21 protein-coding genes are annotated in these 21190 nt (G+C 43.2%); 15 read left to right on the top strand and 6 right to left on the bottom strand.

Annotated elements, in window-relative coordinates; translation table 11 throughout:
* Positions 1-157: 157 nt before the first annotated feature.
* The gene (locus OAG1_RS19685) at positions 158-916 is read right to left on the bottom strand and encodes a transporter substrate-binding domain-containing protein (RefSeq protein ID WP_338622436.1); all 759 of its coding nucleotides are present in this window, start codon (positions 914-916) and stop codon (positions 158-160) included.
* A 354-nt stretch (positions 917-1270) separates the two neighbouring features.
* On the opposite strand from OAG1_RS19685, the gene OAG1_RS19680 reads away from it, so the two are divergent.
* Positions 1271-2233 (top strand): choice-of-anchor A family protein, encoded by a 963-nt coding sequence (locus tag OAG1_RS19680; RefSeq protein WP_338622435.1) that lies wholly within the window; start codon positions 1271-1273, stop codon positions 2231-2233.
* 272 nt (positions 2234-2505) lie between these two features.
* Positions 2506-2973, top strand: coding sequence for a carbohydrate-binding protein (locus tag OAG1_RS19675; protein ID WP_016401933.1), 468 nt, complete (start codon positions 2506-2508; stop codon positions 2971-2973).
* Positions 2974-3043: 70 nt separating this feature from the next.
* Here OAG1_RS19675 and OAG1_RS19670 read toward each other — a convergent pair whose 3' ends face one another.
* Positions 3044-4078 carry a hypothetical protein gene (locus OAG1_RS19670; RefSeq protein ID WP_338622434.1) on the bottom strand — a complete coding sequence of 345 codons (1035 nt, stop codon included), beginning with the start codon at positions 4076-4078 and terminating at the stop codon, positions 3044-3046.
* A 294-nt stretch (positions 4079-4372) separates the two neighbouring features.
* Here OAG1_RS19670 and OAG1_RS19665 point away from each other — a divergent pair, with 294 nt between their 5' ends.
* Positions 4373-4927, top strand: coding sequence for a cytochrome P460 family protein (locus OAG1_RS19665; protein ID WP_338622433.1), 555 nt, complete (start codon positions 4373-4375; stop codon positions 4925-4927).
* A gap of 5 nt (positions 4928-4932) precedes the next feature.
* Here the strand turns inward: OAG1_RS19665 and OAG1_RS19660 are convergent, their stop codons facing one another.
* Positions 4933-6843: a diguanylate cyclase gene (locus OAG1_RS19660; protein ID WP_338622432.1), complete on the bottom strand. Its 1911-nt coding sequence runs from the start codon at positions 6841-6843 to the stop codon at positions 4933-4935.
* Positions 6844-7179: 336 nt separating this feature from the next.
* Here OAG1_RS19660 and OAG1_RS19655 point away from each other — a divergent pair, with 336 nt between their 5' ends.
* Complete coding sequence (locus OAG1_RS19655) at positions 7180-7593, top strand: glycine zipper 2TM domain-containing protein (protein ID WP_338622431.1); 414 nt, start codon at positions 7180-7182, stop codon at positions 7591-7593.
* A 233-nt stretch (positions 7594-7826) separates the two neighbouring features.
* On the opposite strand, the gene OAG1_RS19650 is transcribed toward OAG1_RS19655, so the two are convergent.
* The gene (locus tag OAG1_RS19650) at positions 7827-9221 is read right to left on the bottom strand and encodes an SLC13 family permease (RefSeq protein WP_338622430.1); all 1395 of its coding nucleotides are present in this window, start codon (positions 9219-9221) and stop codon (positions 7827-7829) included.
* Positions 9222-9318: 97 nt separating this feature from the next.
* On the opposite strand from OAG1_RS19650, the gene OAG1_RS19645 reads away from it, so the two are divergent.
* The gene (locus tag OAG1_RS19645; RefSeq protein WP_338622429.1) at positions 9319-10119 is read left to right on the top strand and encodes a helix-turn-helix transcriptional regulator; all 801 of its coding nucleotides are present in this window, start codon (positions 9319-9321) and stop codon (positions 10117-10119) included.
* A 157-nt stretch (positions 10120-10276) separates the two neighbouring features.
* On the opposite strand, the gene OAG1_RS19640 is transcribed toward OAG1_RS19645, so the two are convergent.
* Together OAG1_RS19640 and ilvC are read right to left on the bottom strand one after the other, a co-directional pair.
* Positions 10277-11803: a P-loop NTPase fold protein gene (locus OAG1_RS19640; protein ID WP_338622428.1), complete on the bottom strand. Its 1527-nt coding sequence runs from the start codon at positions 11801-11803 to the stop codon at positions 10277-10279.
* Positions 11804-12286: 483 nt separating this feature from the next.
* Positions 12287-13768, bottom strand: a complete 1482-nt coding sequence (gene ilvC, locus OAG1_RS19635) for a ketol-acid reductoisomerase (protein ID WP_016401927.1) — start codon at positions 13766-13768, stop codon at positions 12287-12289.
* 214 nt (positions 13769-13982) lie between these two features.
* On the opposite strand from ilvC, the gene ilvY reads away from it, so the two are divergent.
* The 10 genes from ilvY (at position 13983) to OAG1_RS19585 (ending at position 21156) form a co-directional block, all read left to right on the top strand.
* Positions 13983-14864 (top strand): HTH-type transcriptional activator IlvY, encoded by an 882-nt coding sequence (gene ilvY / locus OAG1_RS19630; RefSeq protein WP_220720040.1) that lies wholly within the window; start codon positions 13983-13985, stop codon positions 14862-14864.
* A gap of 10 nt (positions 14865-14874) precedes the next feature.
* On the top strand, positions 14875-15348 hold the full coding sequence (gene ybaK / locus OAG1_RS19625) for a Cys-tRNA(Pro) deacylase (RefSeq protein WP_016401925.1): 474 nt from the start codon (positions 14875-14877) through the stop codon (positions 15346-15348).
* Between the two features lie 28 nt (positions 15349-15376).
* Positions 15377-16114 (top strand): transporter substrate-binding domain-containing protein, encoded by a 738-nt coding sequence (locus OAG1_RS19620; RefSeq protein ID WP_338622427.1) that lies wholly within the window; start codon positions 15377-15379, stop codon positions 16112-16114.
* Positions 16115-16182: 68 nt separating this feature from the next.
* Complete coding sequence (locus OAG1_RS19615; RefSeq protein WP_016401923.1) at positions 16183-16437, top strand: accessory factor UbiK family protein; 255 nt, start codon at positions 16183-16185, stop codon at positions 16435-16437.
* A gap of 458 nt (positions 16438-16895) precedes the next feature.
* Positions 16896-17606 (top strand): hypothetical protein, encoded by a 711-nt coding sequence (locus OAG1_RS19610; protein ID WP_338622426.1) that lies wholly within the window; start codon positions 16896-16898, stop codon positions 17604-17606.
* A gap of 76 nt (positions 17607-17682) precedes the next feature.
* The gene (locus tag OAG1_RS19605) at positions 17683-18234 is read left to right on the top strand and encodes a carbohydrate binding domain-containing protein (RefSeq protein ID WP_152783183.1); all 552 of its coding nucleotides are present in this window, start codon (positions 17683-17685) and stop codon (positions 18232-18234) included.
* A gap of 41 nt (positions 18235-18275) precedes the next feature.
* Entirely contained in the window at positions 18276-18785 is a 510-nt protein-coding gene (locus tag OAG1_RS19600) for a carbohydrate binding domain-containing protein (protein ID WP_016401920.1), read from the top strand.
* Positions 18786-19214: 429 nt separating this feature from the next.
* Positions 19215-19967 (top strand): hypothetical protein, encoded by a 753-nt coding sequence (locus tag OAG1_RS19595; protein WP_152783187.1) that lies wholly within the window; start codon positions 19215-19217, stop codon positions 19965-19967.
* Between the two features lie 108 nt (positions 19968-20075).
* Positions 20076-20615: a carbohydrate binding domain-containing protein gene (locus OAG1_RS19590; protein WP_338622425.1), complete on the top strand. Its 540-nt coding sequence runs from the start codon at positions 20076-20078 to the stop codon at positions 20613-20615.
* Positions 20616-20646: 31 nt separating this feature from the next.
* Positions 20647-21156, top strand: coding sequence for a carbohydrate binding domain-containing protein (locus OAG1_RS19585; RefSeq protein WP_338622424.1), 510 nt, complete (start codon positions 20647-20649; stop codon positions 21154-21156).
* Positions 21157-21190 lie beyond the last annotated feature (34 nt).

Raw genomic sequence — 21190 nt, 5'->3', positions numbered from 1 at the left:
TTTGTCAGCGAGGATTTGAGCAATTAATTATCAATATGTAAAGTTGTAATTAATTGTTTTAATTGATTTTTTTAATCAATTTTAATCTCATATTATTTAAGGGCTGAGAATGAGGGTTTAAGCTGTTGCTCATTAGCGACAGCTGACAGAGAAAGGACTATTTTAAGAAGCCATGGGTGATCATTGGGTAACGATTGGCTATTTGTTGGTATTGGCCGTTGTTAACTATTGTTGCTAAACCACGATTAAATGATTTAAGCAGCTTAGCGGCGCCTTCAGTTTTACGCGATATGAGCAAATGCACGCTACTGCTCATTACATCATTATTAGATATACACAAAACTGCCCGCTGTTGAGGACTTAAGTAACGGTTTATAAGGGTAGTTGCGGCGACTCTATCAATTAAAAATGCATCGATGCGTTTGGCAAACAGCTTTTTTAGGTTTTGTAAGTCTGAATTCACCTCTTCGATTTCATATAGGCCTTTGTCACCATTTAGCCAAAAATCTTCGGTATAGGTGTAACCTCGCACGGCGCCTACGACTTTGCCTTTTAAGCTGGCTAGGCTGGTGAACTCCCCAGTTGAATTTAAGCTAACTAATACGCTTCCACCGTACCAAAGTGGCTCGGAGTGAAAGAAATGCTCTTGACGTTCAGATTTAATCGCCCAATAAGAAGTGGCTACATAACTACCTACTCGGCTGGAGTTTAATGCGCGTTGCCAGGGCAAATAACGAAAATTCACCTCTGTTTCTACGGCAGCAAACGAGGCTTTAACAATGGCATTTATTAAACCTTCATCATCGCGGTATTGAGAGGTGAAGGGTGGATGCTCACCGCTGGCTATAGTGATGCTTTCAGCAGCGCTCTGGTTACTGATTATCACTAGGCTTAAACAGAAAAGGGTACGGAACAAATAAATAATGGTAACTCTCTATTGGTAATAAACACAGCTGAGTAAAAAAGCTAAAGCGTATATTAAGCGTAGTTCTCGCCTAGCTTTAAGCAAGGTTTCCAGCAGAGTATCGTTGCTCGCTAGACTGCTTTTCCAATCTTGTCGAATTTTTTTACAACTAAACTCTTATTGTATTGTTTAATAATATATACACATGAATAAAGCCATGAAAATTAACGCTTTTAGTTAGTTGGCCTAATTCCTGCTTCTAAGCTGTCAGTTTTAATAGTTTGTATTTCTAAGTATTTGAAAAATATAAACTTGGTCAAATAGTTATCAGTTTTCGGTCGTTACCGTAGTAGTAGGAAATGTTTTATGTATTTTGCAAAGTTAAGTCGATTTACGCTTGTGACCTTTTCATTGGCCTTGTCTGTTGCTTCTCAAGCCAGCGTATTAAGTGACTACAACTTAATTCTTACCGGTGATTACAACTACCAAGGTGGAGAAGTAGAAGGTCGCACTCTTCTTGGCGGTAATCTAAATGCTTCAGGTCATTCGCCTACTTTTGCAACCCGAGAAACCACGGTTATTAATAAAGACACCGTGACTGTTGTGGGTGACGTTAACGCTACCAATATTAACCTTAATGCTGGCAGCTTAAGTTATGGCGGCAGCTACAATGTAAATGGCAATGTTAACCTTAACGGTGGCGGCTCAGCAGTTCAAAGCATCAGCGCTAAAAATCAACTGGATATGCAGGCTACTTTTGCTGCCGTAGAAGCGGAGCTAAGAGCAGACTCTGCTTACTTCGCCGGCCTAACCAGTAACGCAGTACTAAGTGGCAGCCATTTGTCCTACGCCGGTAGCGATAGCGTGGCGGTGTTTGATGTTGATTTTTCTAGTATCTTCGCTCAAAACAATTCTTTGTCTTTAGATGCTGGTTTAGCTGAAACAGTGATCATTAACGTATCTGGTAGCATTGTAGATATTGCTGGTGGGGTAAACCTTACCGGGAACGGCTTTGCCATTGATGCGGGTTTAGGTAACCTTGGCGCAGAGAATATTTTGTGGAACTTCTATGAAGCGGAATCAATCAACTTCAATAACTTAGCAACTGTAGGTTCGGTGCTAGCCTTAGACGCTGATATTACAGGTGGTGCAGTATTTGACGGAAGTGTAGCTGCCAAGAGTTATACAGGTGGCAGAGAGTTTCATAGCCATGGTTTTGATTGGACTCCCCCGCAAGTACCCGCAGTGGTAAGCGAAAGCTCAAGCTTTATGCTATTTATTTTGGGCTTAGCTTTAGTCATCGTGTCGCGTCGTCGTAGTCGCATCTAAGTTCCTCTCGATTAAATCTGATTGAAAGCCTCAAGTTTACTTGGGGCTTTTTTGATCCCGCTAAGCTGTTCTGTTTTTTTATAAGCGTTAACTAAATCACCCACTAGTGTGAGCGTTCACATAATCTCTGCTAAATAAATTTAACTGATGAAATAAATGCGAGTAGTTTTGGCCTTAGGCCGAATTTTGAACATCCGCTTAGCGCAGTATCAAGCCATATCGATATTTGGTCGTAGAACATAATTTGATAGAGATAATGAGGGAGCAAATCAATGAGCGTATTACCTAAGCATATTAAAAATCTACTGCTGACATCAGCCCTGGTTGCCATGGCTAGCCTAAGTACAGCGGCTAATGCGGCGATTAAAGTAAAAGCCGAAAACTTTAGCCAACAGCAAGGGGTACAAACAGAACCTACGGCCGATGCCGATGGCGGAAACAATGTTGGTTATATTGAAAATGGTGATTGGGTGGAATACGCCATCGATGTTCCAGCTGCTGGCGAATACACGTTTTCTGCGCGAGTAGCCAGTGATACTAATGGCGGGCGCTTTGTTGTGCTGGCTAATAACGCTGAAAAAGCCACGGTAAAAGTAAAAGGAACTGGTGGCTGGCAAAACTGGGTTACCCTAGAAAATACCCTTAATTTAGAAGCTGGTGCGCAAACCTTACGCTTTAACTTTAAAGGTTCATCAGGCTATTTGTTTAACATTAACTGGTTTGAGTTAAGCGCTAAATAACTAGCAGCTAGGTAAATCAGTGATGATAGAGCCTCGCCCTAGAGCGAGGCTTTTTTGTGCTTACGATGTATTAATACAGCAATGTTGCTTGGTAAGCGCCGGTGAGGCTATTAAAGGTGATTCTGGTAGAGCCTGCGCTGTTTACCTTTAGGTTGGCGCCATTTAAGTCGACAATACCATCGTTATTGTTGTCTCCAAAGTTACGTGACCAGTCATCGTAGACGTCAAACTTAAAGTCGGTGGTACCATCAAAATACACCACTATAGACCATGTGTAGTCGTCGATTAAGGTCATCGGAATCGAATTCCAGCCGCTCGGTTGACCACGAAAATATACCTGTGGGTAACGCTGTAACAGCAGGCCCTGGCCAATTTGTTCCCCGGTATCAAACAGTCGGTAATTTTTGCCGTAGTAGTTATCAATATGGATATTTTGTCCATCGTTATACTCTAAATAAAACTCAAGGTGTCGGTAGTATTCGATGTACTGTTGGCCACTCCATACGCCGCTAAGGCCATGTTGGTCGGCCACAAAGTGACTTAAGCTTAGCGCTCGGCGGTAACTGGTTTTCCAGTTGTTGTCAGAGTAAACCATGGTCACTTTATCTTGCTCGCTATGTGATTTTGCGCGCGCTGTAACAGAGATTAAGCTGCTGGCTCGGTAGGCGTCATCAAGTGCTATTGCTTGATGACTGAGGTTTGTTTGCAGGTAGTCGTTAAACTGGTAGTTCTGTTGCTGGTTGTTGTCCCAGTAGGTTTGCCCATTTACCTGATACTTAATGGCAAATTGGGTCGCGGCAACCGATCCGGCGAGTGGCAGCCTAAATGCAAAGTTTTCGTAGCCGCTATGGCTTGCTCCCACATAAAAGGCCGGGTGATCTAACCACTCTCCGTTGGATGATTGGTAATGCAGCCAAACCTGTTTATTGGGGCCAATGTTTTTTACCTCAATTGCGCCCTCTAATTCGGCGCTATCAAAGCCATTTTCGAAGTATGGGGTGAAGTGAGCATGCTTTAGTCTTACTTCTTCGGCGGCTTGCGCTGCGAAGCTGAAAACCGAGAGCAAAACCCAACCAGCTATCACTTTTAGTGATTTATTTTTCATATTGCCTTCCTTGGATTGTTTTTGAGATGAACTCGCCATTAATACTGCTGCGAGCACGTTGAATATAGCAATGGCTAACAGGCTTGCTGGTTAAATCATCATTAACTAATCATTCTTCTCGTACTTTGGTACGAATGCGCTGGTGAGGGTTTTATCTGGCCCCGTTGTTTTGGGGCTGCTTAATTCAGTCCTGTAAGTAAAACTTAAAGCTGATAATTACAGCTTCTTTAGTAGGTGTGGAATAGTAGCGCCATCGTTAAGCGTTGTGGTGTTGGTCACTGCCGAGGAATAAGCATGTTTAAATATATAGTTAGTGGGCTGTTGGGTTTGAGTATTAGTTTTAGCGGAATGGCTAATGCCAATAGTTATGCATTAAATCAGGTATACGCTGAGTTAGTTGGTACGCAGGGTGAGATTGCTTTTCCAGCTGATTTTCAGCGTAACCTGGTTCATTTAGGTACAACGGCGGTAATGAGTGAATCCATGCGTGTGCAAAATTTGAATGGTATTTATACTCAAGCAGCGGCTGTTGAAGCATATAACAGTACCGGGAAATGGCCCGATGGCACCTTATTTGTGAAAGACGTGAAGTTAGTCAGTAGTGAGCGTTTAACCACTGGTTTGGTATATCACCAGCAAGCTAACGATGTATTTTTTGTCATGATAAAAGATACGCAAGGCCGTTTTGCTAATAACCCTCATTGGGGTGAAGGTTGGGGGTGGGCGATGTTTGACGCGACACCAACGGTAAACGTGAGCGAAAGTCGCGCTCAATGCCAAGCTTGTCATGCTCCACGTCGTGATAATGATTGGCTGTATACCGATCAATATCCTGCGTTACTAAACTAGCAGGTTTATCGGTTGTTTTGAACTTGTTCAGCAAGCTCTTGTGGAGCGGTCGTCACTCTATTTCGTCCTTGGCTTTTAGCTTCATATAAGGCTAAATCTGCTCGATGCACTAAGTGGTTGGTGGCTTCGTCACAGAGGTATTGAGCCACGCCAAAACTGGCAGTGATTTGCTTATCAGGTAAAAACAATTTGGTTGCGATAGCGGCGCGTAGTTTTTCTGCCAATTTGTATGCGCCTTCAAGATCGGTAAGTGGGCAGACAACCAAAAACTCCTCGCCTCCCCAGCGGCCAACTTCATCTATTTGCCGAACTGTTTCTTTTAGGCTCGCGGCAACATCTATCAACACCTTGTCACCAGCTTGGTGGCCATAAATGTCATTGATTTGTTTGAAGTGGTCTATATCGATGATGATTATGGCAAATTCTTCATCTGCTCGCTTATAGCGTTGAGCTTGTTGCTCTAACAGTTGATCGAGCTTTCTTCTGTTGTGAGTCTCGGTAAGGCTATCGGTGCTGCTTAAGGCTTCCATGGCTTTGTGCAAAGTAATGTCGTGAGAGATTTGAGTAAAGGCGTAAATCTCACCGTGGCTATCTTTTCTTGGTGTTATCACGGTATCTATCCAAAGGGTTTTTCCTGAACTGGTTTGGTTTTTTAGCTCTCCCTGCCAAGGTTTGCCAGCTAATATGGTGTCCCAAAGATCTCGATGTACTTTGGTTGAAGTACTAGGGTGACGAATTGCCGCGTGAGTTTTGCCAATCATCGATTTTCTGTCCACTTCAAAGGCTTTGGCTGCGGCGCTACTAAACTCGGTGATAACTCCTTTAGAGTTTGTGGTACTAGACATAATGTGTTGGTCTAACAGTTTGCGGCTAGCACGTAGCGCATGCAGAGTGTCAACCAGCTTGGTTTGCAAATTAGTCGGGTAGATTGAGACCAGCCAAGCCAAAGGTAAAGCTATCACCAATATAATCAACGTACTGGTTAACACCGCATAACGGCTGTTTTTATAGAGTTCTTCAAGCGCATGTTGTTTAGGTTGTTTAAGCACCCACAAACCCTGTTGGTTGTTAAAGCTGTCTTCTAAATCCATACGATAGCTGTGTTTGGCTGCCATCAAGGCAGGGCTTAGTTCGCCAATTAGCTCTGGGTATACTTCGCTTAACGCTCCACGCTCGGGAAAATAAGCGCTCCAAGATTTGCTAGGGTCGGGATGACTTAAAAGCTCACCTTGAGCGTCGATTAGGCTAACCAAAAAAACCGACGAATATTTTAAGGCTTCGATGAGTGGGCCGGCGTCAATATTCAAGATGATGATGCCGCGAAACATCTGGTTTACGTAAACCGGTGTGGCTACACGCATAGTTGGTTGAAGAGGGCGCTGTAGTTCACCGTTTTCGAAATTTAGGTCTACATGAGAGTGCCAAATCTCGCCTTCCAGCAGCGCCTTAGTTTCTTGAAAGTAATAGCGCTGAGATTTGTCTTGTAATTGATCATCTAGCACCAGTTGAAAGTCGCGACTTTGCGGGGAGTGATTAACTCTTACTTGCTCATGACCAAGCTGGTCGATATAACGCAGTTGCAATAGCTCTGGTCGCGCCTTGGCTAAGGCTATGAATAGCTGGCGCAGTTTAAGGCGGGGAAGTGTGGTTGCTTGGTTAGCGGTTAATACCGCGTCCAAGGCATCACTTGAGCTAATAGCGATTAGGGTATTTTCAAAGCTAGAGATAATGTCTTCAATGGCTTCTCTGGTATGTAAATCTTCCAGTTGCTCGCGCTCATCCAGCAGTGATGAGATGGCTAGTTTTTGGTAATGCCAGCCAACCAACGATGAGAAAAATGTTATTAACAAACTAAAGAGAACAAACACCAAAGCAATGCGTAGATGAATTGTTTTCCGTTTGGATAATAGTCGCACTAATGGTGTCTCGCTATTAAATAGCCTTACTTTAGGTATAACCAATAAACCCATAATTTCTATGTGTCATACAGAATTTGTGACAGTGATTACTGAGTTAGGGTCAACTGGGTTTTAGTAACAAAACGCGTACTTATAAAGGCTAGGTAATCGCTGTGCAATCAAATAGAACTTGCCTTTGCTGAAACGGAAAAAGTGGCTAAACCACTAGGCTTATTGGCCGTAAAAACTAGCCTGCTATTGTTTTGAGCTTAGGTGAGCTAAATATGATTATTGTTTGCCTTTCTTGGTTTTTGGCTTGGGTATAATCGGCAAAAAAACGAGATTCTTAACACCATGAAAAACTTAATCTTATCGCTTCTTTGCTGCTTTGTTCTTGCAGGTTGTGCCTCTGAGCCGATTACCGTATTACGCACCTCTTACGGGGAAGTGATTAGCGAACAAACGGTTTCTAAAACTAAATCTAGCGGTTTAGCGACAGTTGGTGGTGCAGCCATTGGTGGTTTGTTAGGCAACCAAGTTGGCGACGGGCGCGGTAACACTGTGGCCACTGTTGCTGGCGCGGTAGCTGGTGGCGCTGCTGGGCACCAAGTATCAAAAACCGAAGAGTTGCATTATCAATATGTTGTTCATATGGACGACGGTGAAAAATTCATTTTGGAAACCAAAACTAAACGCCAGCCAATTGGCGCGAAAGTAGTGGTGGAGAATTTGTCGAATGGGCGAGAGCGGATTAATGTTTTACCCTAATCATTAGTGCGCTTTAAACCAGTAGCTATTACTAGCAAACCGCGATCCAAAAAAGAGGTAACGCATGTTTGGTTCTTCGTAAGTGTGGTTTTTTCTTTACCTAGTAAGTCGTTGACGCGTAAATGTCTGCTTGGCTAACTCCTCACAAGGGCTATCGTTTTAGATGATAACCCTTGATGCTCAGTTAGCTAGATAGGCTTACTAAGCACCTAGTACTATATCTAAAACAGGCTTTAAGCAATCCATCCTAAGGCTAGCCACCACAAGTAATCCAGTGGAACCAAAATAAGTAAAGTAATGATGGTGAGTGGGACCGTTACTTTTACCAATGCGCTTAAACCCTCGTTGGCCAATTGCATAGCCACAATTAACGGCGCAGCCTGATAGGGAAAAATGACCGTAGAAAAACCAATCACTTGAGTCATTAATACCGCCGAAATGCTAAAGCCGCTAACTTCTGCAAAGTTGGCTGCCATAGGGGCTAATACCGTAGGCACTCCGGGAACGGTGGTTACTAAACCAGTAAAAGTAGCAATCAGTGACAGCGCCATAAAGTGTAAAAACGAGCTTTCACTGGATGCTGGTAGTAAGTAACTAAAACTTTGCCCTAGGTGCTCGCCTAAGCCTGAGTGGTTTACTAATGCCCCCAAACCTAAGGCTGCAGCAATAAATACTAAGGTGCCAAAATCTACCGAGCTATTAAACAATTTTGGGCTAACAACTCCCCAGCGAGGCGTAAGCAAAATAACCGCCGTGCATAAACCTACCCATGCAGGGTTAATGCCGTGAACAGAGTCGGTAATCCAGAACAATAAGGTTATCCCTAACAGCACCGCAACGCGTATCTGTTGTTTACTATCGAAGTTATGCTCCGATTTCAGCAAATCTAATGACGGGCTGGTTGAGATGCTTGCTGGAAATATACGCAACACCAACGCCACAATTAGCAAGGACTTTACAAGCCCAAGAATAGGGAAATGAAGCAGTAAGTAGTCGGTATAGTTAAAACCAATATCAAATAGCGTTTCCGATGAGCCTGCTAAGATCATGTTAGGAATATTAGAAGGTAAAATTGCAAAGCTAGGCATGTTACAGGCGAGTGCTAAAGCGGTAGCAATGCCTCGGCGGCCATTGCTGCCTTGAGCAAAGCCTACATGTTCTGCAAGCGCCATTCCTATAGGAATCAGCACCACCGCTCGGCCAACCGAGGAAGGCATAACAAAACCCAATAAGGCAGCACTAAAAACTAAGCCAGCGATTAGCAGTGTATAACTTGACATTATGTGAGGCGCAATGCTTAAAGCTAGTTTATTACCCAAGCCTGAGCTTGTAATGGCAGCGCCAATTACAAAACCAGAAACCACTAACCATACTGCGGTAGAGCCAAAGCCCGAAAACAAAATGTCTGGTGGCAGCAGTTTAAAGGTCGTGGTTAAAGCAAAAAATAGTAGGCCGGCGAGAAAGGGAGGCAAAGCACCTGTGCTCCATAGGGCCAGTGTAACGATTACCACCGCTGCGCTATAAGAAAACTTATCGGTGTATCCTGCAAAGGGGAATAGCATAATCCAAAGCGCAGCAGCAAAAGCTAACAGCAGAGCTGCTCGTTTAACACTGAAATTACTGTCCATTTATCTTTTCCAGTTAACGAGTAAGAAATAAAACTTGAACTTAATGTGTTCAGGTTTCTAAGATAGCTAATTTGATCTGTCGTTTTAAGTGAGTAATGTGACAAAATCTATTCCTGAAGCGACAATGTTGCTGCCAAGTGAATGTGCCTTCACGTTAGATGCCAGTAAGCCAGTATTAACGCATGCTAGGAGTATGTTTGCTGAGGCTGCGCTAGTGCCACACTCCCACCCTCGCGGGCAGTTATTATGGGCTGTAGAAGGCGTATTGCGTGTTACTAGTGCACAAGCTGTTTGGGTTGTGCCCTCTACACATTCTGTATGGATTCCTGGCGGGGTAAGCCATCAAGTGAGTTGTGAGACCGCTGCAACAACATGTAACCTATTTATCGACCCTTCTTACCCAGTTCGCAAGCATGAACAACAAGGGGCTATGTTGAGTATGAGCCCTTTAATGCGGGAAATCGTGTTGCGCCTAACACAAGAGCCGCAGTTAATGGATCAGCAAAGCACCCAGCGATTAGGTTTGGTTGCAATCGATGAGTTAGAACACTTACAAGCCTTTGAAGTAAGGCTGCCATCAGGTAACGATCCACGCTTGGTGAAACTAATTAGTTACATGGTTCAACATCCCAATCAAGCTCCTTCACTGGTTACCCTTGCTAATCAAGTTGGCGCAAGCGTGCGAACCATAGAGCGACTCTTTAAGGCCGAAACAGGCATGACCTTTCGCCAGTGGCGCAGTCGTTTTCGTTTAATGAACTCTTTAGAGTTACTTAGCAAAGGGGAAAGTAGCACCGCAGTCGCCCATTCTTTGGGGTACAAAAGTGTCAGTAGTTTTGTGAAGGTATTTCGACAAGAGTTTGGTAGAACGCCACAGAGTTTCATTAATAAGCGCTAGCTGTTTATTTTGGCTGAGAATTTCTTTTTAGACCTTGCATTGTTCATCAAGCAACGCGCCTGCGCAACTCGCTTCGCTCAAACAGTGCTCGGCTAAATCGCTGATTGGCTGCGCTACTCGGCGAAGATGATGGGGATTGAAACATTTGATTATTGTGCTATTCAAAACTGGTAGCTAACTCTACCCAGTCTTTGTACTTTGAATGACTAGCCTCTAAATCTGTAAACTCACAGGCAGCAACAGTTATCGGATCTAATTGTGACGTCCTATTTCGGTTTATTTTCGAGAAGATCTGACTATGGTGGTTTTTTAAACTGCTTGGGTCATGAATTGCTTCTAATTGCTTTGAAAGCAACATGGAGTAATTGATTTCATAGTTACCGTGTTTAAAATTAACGGGGTGTTGAAGATTACCTTGTTGAACCATAAGGTTGCCGGGTTCTATTTTTATGTTGAGCAAGGACCTCAGCTGATTTTTCCCTAAGTATTCATTGATAATTTGCAAGTCATAGTAAGATTTTGCTCCCCCGTTAGGTACTTTTTTAGTCATTACACATTCATAATAGTCGTAATGATTGTCATGAATAATCATCAGTGAGCAAAGAAGTAGTAAGTCGATTTTTTCTTCATTAAGGTTCACTAGGATCGCGAGAATTTTATCTACTAGCTGTTCAGTTTCTCGTAGCGACAAAGTGTAGATATCTGATATGGACGCTAATAACTCGAAAAAATACCCTTTATCGTTATCTAGTTGAGGCCAAATTTTTGGAAAGAACTCATCTATTTGTTCTTCGCTTAAATATGAAAGATGATTTGCTATAAACTCTAGGCGAGGTTGTTCTTTTAGCGTGCAGCGGCGTTTGAAAAAGCGCCCTAGGTAGACATTGGCGTCAAAGTCATTCCCATAAACAGCTTTAACAGCATGTTGCAGTTGCTCGGTGTCGGTTGCTACTACAAAGATTACGTTTGGCATGTCGAAGAAGTGTTTGATTACCTCTAACATTTCTACTGCGTAGGAAGGGCGGCAACGGTCTAACTCATCTACAAAAATAAAAGTAGGGTTTTGTTTACCTGAACAGCCTTTCGCAGAACCAATAAAAGCAGTGATGCTTTTTTTAAAGTCTTCAATACTTTTAAGTTTTTGTTCGTGGTCTTTAAACATAGCCGCGACAACTTTACCGGTGGCTTCTGCAAACTCATCGCTCTTGCACGGATCTTCTTCAGAATCTTTTTCTAGTATTTCATCGACGTTTATACCACTAACTTTTTTGATTACAGCCTTGGTTATCTCTGGCGCGGCATGTTTGCAAAAGCCCCACGCTTTACTCCCTATCTTTCTAATCGCTTGCTCGTCTTTATCTTGTGATTGGTCACGAAGTTGAGCAGTAATTGACGACACAACTGTCATCATTGGGTCATCAGAAAAATCTTGTTTCCAGGCGTCTATGTAAACCGTTGGGTGGTGTTCTTCTATAGAAGCTTGCCAACGTTTTAGGAAGTAGGTTTTACCTGTTCCCCAGCTAGAGTTGAGGTTGAGTACATAGCCACTTTTAGCTTGGGCAATTAAGAAGTTCGTGAGGAAATTTGCATAAGTTGCACGATTAAGTTTGTCGGCAGAAAACTCTCCATCATTTTCCTTTGTTAAAGGGGTACTCCAATCAAAGCTATATTTTTTATCTGCCACTTAACTCACTCCGTAAACTCTTATTGAGTAAAGTTATCATAAGTTTAAGGTGTTTATATTGTTGTTAGGTATTGTCTGAGGGGCTGCTCTCAGATCCTCCATTATCGCTGAGTAGCGCAAGTGGCCAAGTGATGAAGTCGAAACCTGTTTGAGCGCAGCGAGTTTTTCGACGCACTTGGGTACGAGCAACGCAAGGAGAAGATAATGCAGGGCGAGTTTTCTTTTTGCTTCGTTGAGCTTCACTCGCTCAAAGCTTAATGACGTCGCCGCAGGCGAAAGCTCTGCTTTTAGATTGCAACTCAGGTTACACATCGTGGCGTATTGGTCGTGCGGGTTTCGCCTTAGCTGCAGATAGGCTGAATGGCGCTGAGCGCGAAAGCTTTTAGCTAATGCCAATTAATACAAAACAAAAAAGCCCTGAGCATTGCTCAGGGCTTTCTAATTCCACCATTAGCTAATCGTCATTAGCCAAAAGCGAGAAGATTAACCACCTACGGCGATTTTCTTCATGTCAGTCATGTAGCCGCGTAGTTTCTTACCTACTACTTCTACAGGGTGATTACGTAGTGCTTCGTTTACTTCGATTAGGCGAGCGTTATCAACGCCGTTGCTTTGCTCTTCAAAACCTTTACCGATGTACTCTAGGCTGATGTTGTTCACGGTGTCGCGCAATAGTGGCACAGCAGCGTGAGAGAATAGGTAACAACCGTATTCTGCAGTATCAGAGATTACTACGTTCATTTCGTATAAACGCTTACGGGCAATGGTGTTAGCAATTAGTGGAGTCTCGTGTAGTGACTCGTAGTAAGCACTTTCTTCGATGATGCCTGCAGCAACCATCGTTTCGAATGCTAGTTCAACACCGGCTTTAACTAGTGCAACTAAGATGATGCCTTTGTCGAAGAATTCTTGTTCAGTGATTTCTACGTCAGATACTGGTGCGTTTTCAAAACCGCTTTCGCCAGTTTCTTCACGCCACTTAAGCAAGTTAACGTCGTCGTTGGCCCAGTCTTTCATCATGGTTGATGAGAACTCACCTTCAATGATGTCGTCCATGTGCTTTTCAAACAATGGGCGCATTAGGTCTTTAAGTTCGTCGGCTAGGTCGAAACATTTGATTTTAGCTGGGTTAGATAGGCGATCTACCATGTTGGTAATGCCACCGTGCTTAAGGGCTTCGGTTACTGTTTCCCAACCAAACTGGATAAGTTTAGCGGCGTAACCTGGCTCAATGCCTTCGGCAACCATTTTGTCGTAACCTAAGATAGCACCAGTTTGTAGCACACCACAAAGGATGGTTTGCTCACCCATAAGGTCAGATTTAACTTCAGCTACGAAAGAAGACTCTAGTACACCAGCGCGGTCACCACCGGTTGCAGAAGCGTAAGCTTTAGCAATAGCAAGGCCGTTACCTTGAGGGTCGTTTTCTGGGTGAACAGCGATTAGGGTTGGAACACCAAAACCACGTTTGTATTCTTCACGTACTTCAGTACCTGGACACTTAGGTGCAACCATTACTACGGTAATGTCTTCACGTACTTGCATGCCTTCTTCAACAATGTTGAAGCCGTGCGAGTATGCTAGGGTAGAACCTTGCTTCATAAGTGGCATTACAGTTTCAACAACGTTGCTGTGCTGCTTGTCTGGAGTTAGGTTAAGAACCATATCCGCTTGTGGGATAAGCTCTTCGTAAGTACCTACTTTAAAACCGTTGTCGGTAGCTTGAACAAAAGAAGCACGCTTCTCTTTAATAGCAGCATCGCGTAAAGCGTAAGAAATGTTTAGGCCAGAATCACGCATGTTTAGACCTTGGTTTAGGCCTTGAGCACCACAACCAACAACTACGATGTTCCAGTCTTTAATAAAGTTACAACCATCAGCAAATTCGCTGCGATCCATAAAACGACATTTACCTAATTGCTCTAGCTTTTGGCGTAGGCTTAGGGTGTTGAAATAATTAGCCATGTTCGACTCCGTAAAAATAGCGTTAATCAAATGATGATGGTTTTGTTGTGTTTACGAGATCCCGATGCACTTCTTTTATGAGCGCGTTTCTTTATACCTGTCTCGTGATGGGCTCAATATAAACCGAAAGGTGCATTGCGTAAAATGATGATTTTGGGATATTGTATTGCAGAAAGTGAAATAGTGATTTTCTGAGTTAGTTAAGGAGTATGCCGTGGATGTTCGAAGCGTAGAGCTGTTTTTACATTTAAGCCACAGCTTGCACTTTGCTAAAACTAGCCAGTCTATGCATGTGAGTGCGTCTACCTTAAGCCGTGTGATTCAGCGGCTTGAGGATGAATTAGGCAGTGCCTTGTTTACTCGCGATAAACGTAGTGTGCACCTCACGCAAGCGGGGCAGCGTTTTCGTAGCTTTGCCGAAAATTGGTTAGAGCAATGGCGTATGTTGCAAATGGATTTATCTTTGCAATCTAGCGAGCTGGCTGGTGAACTCACCTTATATTGTTCGGTTACTGCCAGTTATAGCCACTTGCCAGACATTTTAGATAAGTACCGTTTATCTTGCCCAAATGCCGATATTAAGTTGGCCACGGGTGATGTTGCTATGGCGGTAGATAAGGTAGCCAATGGTGAGGTCGATATTGCTATTGCGGCGCGACCCGAGCAGCTACCCTTAAACATGGCCTTTGCCAGTATTAGTAAGATTCCTTTATCGATTATTGGTCCTACCGTGTCGTGCAATGTGCGTAAGTTGTTAGAGCGTAACCCTATTCCTTGGGATCAAGTGCCCTTTATTTTACCGGAGCATGGCCCAGCACGAGCACGTATTGATCATTGGTTTAAGGCAATGCGTATAACGCCTAATGTGTATGCCAAGGTTGCTGGTCATGAAGCGATTGTGAGCATGGTGGCCTTGGGCAGTGGAGTGGGTATTGCACCAGAGGTAGTGGTAGATAACAGCCCAGTTCGCGAGCGTATTCAAAGTATTGCAGTAGGGGTAGAGCTTGAACCTTTTGATTTGGGGATCTGTATGTTATCAAGAAGGTTGCACGAGCCGCTGATGCAGCGATTTTGGCAAATAGCCGCACGAAACTAAGGTAGTAGCGATGACTCCCGCAGTACAACAACTTAAAAAAGCTAAACAAGATTTTCAGTTGCTGGAATACAAGAGTGACCCGCAGCAAGCCAATTTTGGCCAAGCCAGCGCCGAAAAGTTGGGTTTAGCCGAAGAGCTGGTATTTAAAACCTTAGTGGCCTGTGATGACAGCAACCCCAAAAACATGGTGGTGGCGATAGTTCCGGTAAGCGGCCAACTTGATTTAAAGGCGCTGGCGAAAGCAGCTAGCATTAAGAAGATGCGCATGGCAGAAGTGCCAATTGCCGAGCGAACCACGGGTTACGTTAAAGGAGGCATTAGCCCCTTTGGTCAAAAAAAGCGATTGCCTACGTTTATTGATAGTAGTGCCGAGCAATTTGCTGAAGTAGTGGTAAGTGCTGGTAAGCGAGGGCTGTCTTTGCAACTTAAAGCCAGTGTATTGCAAACCGTGTTGGGAGCGCAGTTTGCTAAACTTAGCCAATAACAGGCGATATAACTATTTAAGGGTTTGGATGCGGCTACTGTGTTGCTTACTACTGTTAGTGAATTGGAATGTGTTGGCCGCAGATCTTGCTCCTGCCAAGTTTTCGACCAGTTTAGTAAAGCCTTGGGGCTACAAAAGCACTGATTTACATGAACAGGGCCTGTTAGTTCAGTTTACCCGTGCGCTTGCCAGCGAAGCTGAGCTTCCCTTTAATAATGTTATGCGGCCCTACCCAAGAGTAATTAAAGAAATTAAATCTGGCACCGCCGACTTTGCGGTAATGTTTGCTAGCCCTAAGGCTGAACAAATTGCCGTGGATTTAGGTCAAGTGGTTACAGTGAAAGTGGTTGCTATTGCCAATGCCGGAGAGCAGCCAATTAATAACATTAAACAGCTAAATGGCAAAAAGGTGGGGGTGATTCGTGGCGCTGCCTATGGCCCTGATATTGACGACAACCCCAATATTGAACGAGTTAGCTTTAATGATACTGCGCAAGGTATTCAGATGTTATTACTGGAGCGTATAGACGTAATGGTAGCCACCAATTACTCGATCAATCATTCTTTGCAAGAGCTCTACATTGAGCCAGAACGCATTACTCCGGTGTATCACCTTGCTACTCGTTACGGCAATTTGTACTGGTCACGGGCGTCTAATCAAATGGAGCAAGCTAAGCGTTTGCAAACAGCTCTTAGTCGCCTGCGAGAGCAAGGCGTACTCGATGATATATTTGCTATAAATGCAGTGCTGGCTAAACAGAACTAATAGTCAGCTTGCTAGCTTGAGCCAATAAAACAGCTTCTATACAATGAGGCCAAATAAAGGAGATAACCATGATTAACCCGGCCAAAATTGAAGAGATTGCTAAGCAAGTTAGCGATATGGTGCCGCCAGGATTGAAAAATGCCGGCGATGAGTTTGAGCGTAAAGTAAAGCAAGTGATTCAAGCAAAGTTGAGTCAACTTGATGTGGTTAATCGCGAAGACTTTGATGTGCAGACTCAGGTGTTATTACGTACTCGTGAAAAACTAACTGCATTGGAGCAAAAGGTCGCGGAAATGGAAGAAAAACTTAACGCTAAAGATTAAATAGCGATTTTTAAGTCTTTGATAAAGCAGAACTATTAGTTCTGCTTTTTTGTTTCTTGATTTTGTTTTGGGCTTATGAAAATTCTTTCACACTATGAAAGTTGCGAAATATACCCTCTAGAATACTGTGATTTTTAGTAAATGCGTTGTGAATTTATATGCTTACTTTATTCAAGGTTTTTGATGATTAAATATCAAACATGTTAATGAAATCGCTTACATGAGTGAATTAAAGCTTTTTAAAAACAGCATGTTATGTTTTCAGTAATAGCTTTGCAATTTGATTCATTATTTTTAGTTATTTGTTGATGTAATCATCGATATTGAATTTTATGTCGTGTTAGCGCTTACATTGTGATCATTATCGTTTTTTTGGCTGCTGGCCAACCCTAGGATAATTTCCATAGGCAACAAGGAACACGGACCTACTGCCTTATCAAATTCACAGGGAGATGAGCATGAGCAAAAACGCAATTTTTAAAATCACGATGTTAGCTGGCGCAGTAGCATTAGCCGGTTGTACCGATTCAATTGAAGATCCAGTAGACCCGCCAGTAGAGCCACCAGAAGGTGATGTCTTAGTAGTTATCGATGATGGCGCTACAGCATCTGGCATGGGCCTACTTGTTGGCCATGCTCCTGCTTACAGCAAAAATGCTTTAGCAAAAGATGAAACTTATACAGATGACGGATTCTCTGTTGCCCCAGCAGCTAATGGTGATGAATATGTTTGGGAAGTAACCACAAACAGTTCTCACGGTGAGTCATACTTTATTGTTGGTGGAGATACGCCAATGGATATGACCGAATACGCTAACGGCGTGCTGTTATTCGACATGTCTGTAACTAACGCAACAGCGACTGGTAGCACTAGCCACCAAATTGTAATGCAAACTAACGGCGGAGCAACCGACTACTTAGACCGTAATGTATTTTTCTTTGGCCAAGATCTACTAGCGACTGAAGAATCTGCAGGTTGGAAAACCTTTGCCGTTAAGCTGAGCTGTTTTAATCCTGATGATGCCGGTAACTTCGACATTACTAACGTTCACGAAATCTTTCGTTTAGACATTCGAAATGAAGCAGTAACTTATGAACTAGGCACAGTGAAGTACGAAGCTGATGAAACAATGATCCCAGACGGTGCCGTTGAGTGGACTTGTAGTTAATCACAGCTAGATTGAGCGCGCACAGTATTTTTACCGTGCGCGTTTTATGGATATATGGCTCATAAGGAATATGAAAATGAAAGGTTTTTATGTTTTTTTCACTGTCCTTGCTAGTTGTTTTTTAGTGGCGTGTGCCAATACAGAAAACTCCGGGAGCGGCAGCGAAGATGATCAATTCGCAATTCCAATGATGGTCACCTATACCCTTAACAATGGTAAAGGCTGGGACAAAGTAAGTGCCGGTTTGCAAGGTTGGGGAGATGGTGTTGCTGATTTCAGTTTAGCGAATGAACAAGCCAATATTAGAGTTAAAAAGAAAGCGAGTAATCCTTGGCATATTCAAATAAAGCGTCCCGTGGCTTTATTAGAAGATATGAAATATGAGTTAAGTGTTGAGGCTTCTGCCAGTGAGCCAAGCAATATGGTGATTGCTGTTCAACAAAACTACGGTGAGTACATTACTTATTTCTATCGTACGGAATTGGTTGGCACCGATAGCAAACTGTATACCTACGAATTCACCATGCCCAATGACGAGAGGAAGGGAACTTTTTCTATTATGTTTGGCGAGGCTGACCGTGGGGTGAGCTACAGCCTAAGTAATATCAAACTGAATTCCACCTACTAGTCATTTTTATTAGACAGCTTTTTACAGTACAGGAATAAATCATGACATTACTTAAATCCTTAGCATTAGCAGCCGGTTTGTTTACCGTTGCAACAGGTGTAACAGCAGCAAGCTTAGATATTAGCTTGGATAGTGGAAATCGATGGGACCAGGTTAATGCTGGTGACGACGGATGGGGTGATGGCTCTGGTGCTTTTAGTTTTAATGGTGAAACCGCTACGGTAACCGTTAATGATAAAGCCAGTAACCCTTGGCATATTCAACTTAAGCGCCCAAGAGTGAAATTAGAGAAAGGCCAAACTTATAATATTACTGCTGAAGTAACCGCTACTGAGAAAAGCCCATTAACTATTATTGTGCAAAAAGACTCCGGCGATTATGCAACTTATTACGCAGAAGATTTATCAGTAAGCCCTAATGCTCAAACATTTGATTTAACTTTTAAAGCGCCTAAAAGTGATTCAAAAGCGGCCTTTGCATTTTTTGTAGGTGGCGGAAAACCTGGTGTAACTTATAGCTTTAAAAATATTCGCCTAAAGAGTGCGAATTAGTTTTTAACAAAACTGCGGGCACCTTGCTAATAATCCCAAAAGCAAACTCCGACAACTTAAGTAACAGCTGGATTAGCTACATGCTGTTGCTTAGCTCGCAACTTTGTTTACTCCCCGCACCTTCTGCGGGGTTTTTTTATGAAACAGCTTTAGTCACCCAATAACAAAGGCTTACAGCTTTCTTTGCAGCCTGATTTTATTGGTTATTGGTAAGGTTAACATCACTCCTATAAGTACTTGTTGAGTTTATTGCTCGACATTTTTTTGGATTATTTGACCCGCTTTGTATTATTTTATGATTCTTTATGAATCCCTTTTCATATAGCGTTTAGGCTGTTTTTTATTTTATTTTCCTCGTTAACATGGCTCCCGCTGGCTCAATTGGTGAATTCACTAATTGACCTTTAACTATTTCAAAGGGAAATGAATATGAGTAAAAAAACAGTTTTTAAAGTAGCTATGTTAGCGGGTGCTGTTGCATTGGCTGGTTGTACGGATGCTATTGAAGAAACACCAGTGGCGCCACCAGTAGATGAGACGCCGGTAGAGCCACCTGTAAGTGAAGCTTTAGTCATTCTTAATGATGGAACAGCAGCCACCAACTTCTCTGTTATGGTTGGCTCAAACTCAGATTCCTATAACCGCCAAGTATTGGCACGTGGTGAAGGCTACCCTAAAACGGATTCTTTACAGGTAACTGCAAAAGAAACTGGCGGCGTTGCAACTTGGCAAGTTGATACCTTCTCGGCTGGCGAAGATGGCCCAGCGGAAGTGTACTTTATTGTGGGTAGCGCAGAGAACCAGCTAGATCTTAGCGAATACCAAAATGGGTTGTTGTTAATTGACCTGTCGGTATTGGTGGCTACCACTAGCGAAACTTCTCACCAGATCTTCATGCAAACCAATACTGATGCCGGCGAAGACTACAAAAATCGTCAAGCCTTTTACTTTAGCCAAGCGCAATTAGCCGACCTTGAAGCCGACGGCTGGACAACTGTAGCGGTACCTATGAGCTGTTTCTCGATACAGGACGCCACCGGTGCATTTGATATTACAAAGGTGAACGATTTAATGAGCTTTGATATTCGTGGTAACGAGAGTGTTAGCTACGAAATTGGAAAAGTGGCTTTTGAGAAAACAGTAACAGTGCCAGCTGGCGCGGTTGAGTGGTCTTGTGAGTAACTAATTACTAGTTAACCACGCGAGCTAAAGTGGTCTTGTGAGTAACTAATTGCTAGTTAACCACGCGAGCTAAAGTGCTAGCGTGGTTTAACAAAGAGGAATATGAAGATGAAAGGTTTTTATGTTTTTATTGCTGTTGTTAGCGCTGTATTTTTAGCGGCTTGTGCAAGTACCACCTCAGAGCCAGAGGCACAAATTTCTCCGTCAATCATGGTGACTTACACCCTCAATGATGGCAAAGACTGGGAGAAAATAAGCGCAGGCCTGCAAGGTTGGGGAGATGGTGTTGCAGATTTTAGTCTCGCTAATGAACAGGCCAATGTTCGAATAAAGAAACAAGCCAGTAATCTTTGGCATATTCAGCTTAAACGCCCTTTGTATTTGTTTGAAGATACTACGTACGAAATCTCTGTGGAGGCTTCGGCCAGTGAACCTAGCAACCTTAGTTTTACGGTACAGCAAGATGGCGGGGAGTACACAACTTACTTCCAACGCACTGAATTAGTTGGTGTAGAGAAGAAACTATATAGCTATGAATTCACCATGCCTAACGACGAGAAACATGCTGCTTTTGCGATTATGTTTGGCGAAGGACTGCCGGGTGTGAGTTATAGCCTTAACAACATTAAGTTTAATTCAACTTATTAGAGCGTTGGGCACCCAACTTAAGGAACCAATTATGAATTTTCTAAAGCCTTTTATTTTAGCGTTTGGCTTGGTAACCGTGGCCACATCGGGCTACGCCGCAAGCTTAGACATTGCCCTAGATGGAGGTAAACGTTGGGAGCCAGTAAATGCCGGTACCGATGGTTGGGGCGATGGCTCTGGCCGTTTTAATTTTAGCGGCAATAGCGTGATTATTACCATAGAAGATAAAGCCAGTAACCCTTGGCAGATCCAATTAAAGCGTCCGAGAGTAAACCTGACAAAAGGGCAGGTTTATCAAATAGTGGCTGAAGTAAGCGCAAGCAAGCAAAGCCCACTGACTATCATGTTGCAAAAAGATTCGGGTGATTACGCAACATATTTTGCCGAAGTTGTTGCAGTAAATAAAACACCCAAACAAATTGATATTAGTTTTACCGCCGACCACTCTGATCCTAAAACGGCTTTTGCGTTTTTTGTTGGAGGAGCAGAGCCGGGCGTGAGTTATACGTTTAAGAACATTCGTTTAACGAGTGTGAATTAAGTTTGAACAAGCTGTAGGCGCCTTGCTCATAATC

Origin of the sequence: Agarivorans sp. OAG1 (genome assembly GCF_037076485.1) — a bacterium.
In the GTDB taxonomy this organism is placed as follows: Bacteria; Pseudomonadota; Gammaproteobacteria; order Enterobacterales; family Celerinatantimonadaceae; genus Agarivorans; species Agarivorans albus.
Note: the sequence above shows the minus strand (reverse complement) of the source record. Positions and strands in the feature narration are given on the sequence as shown.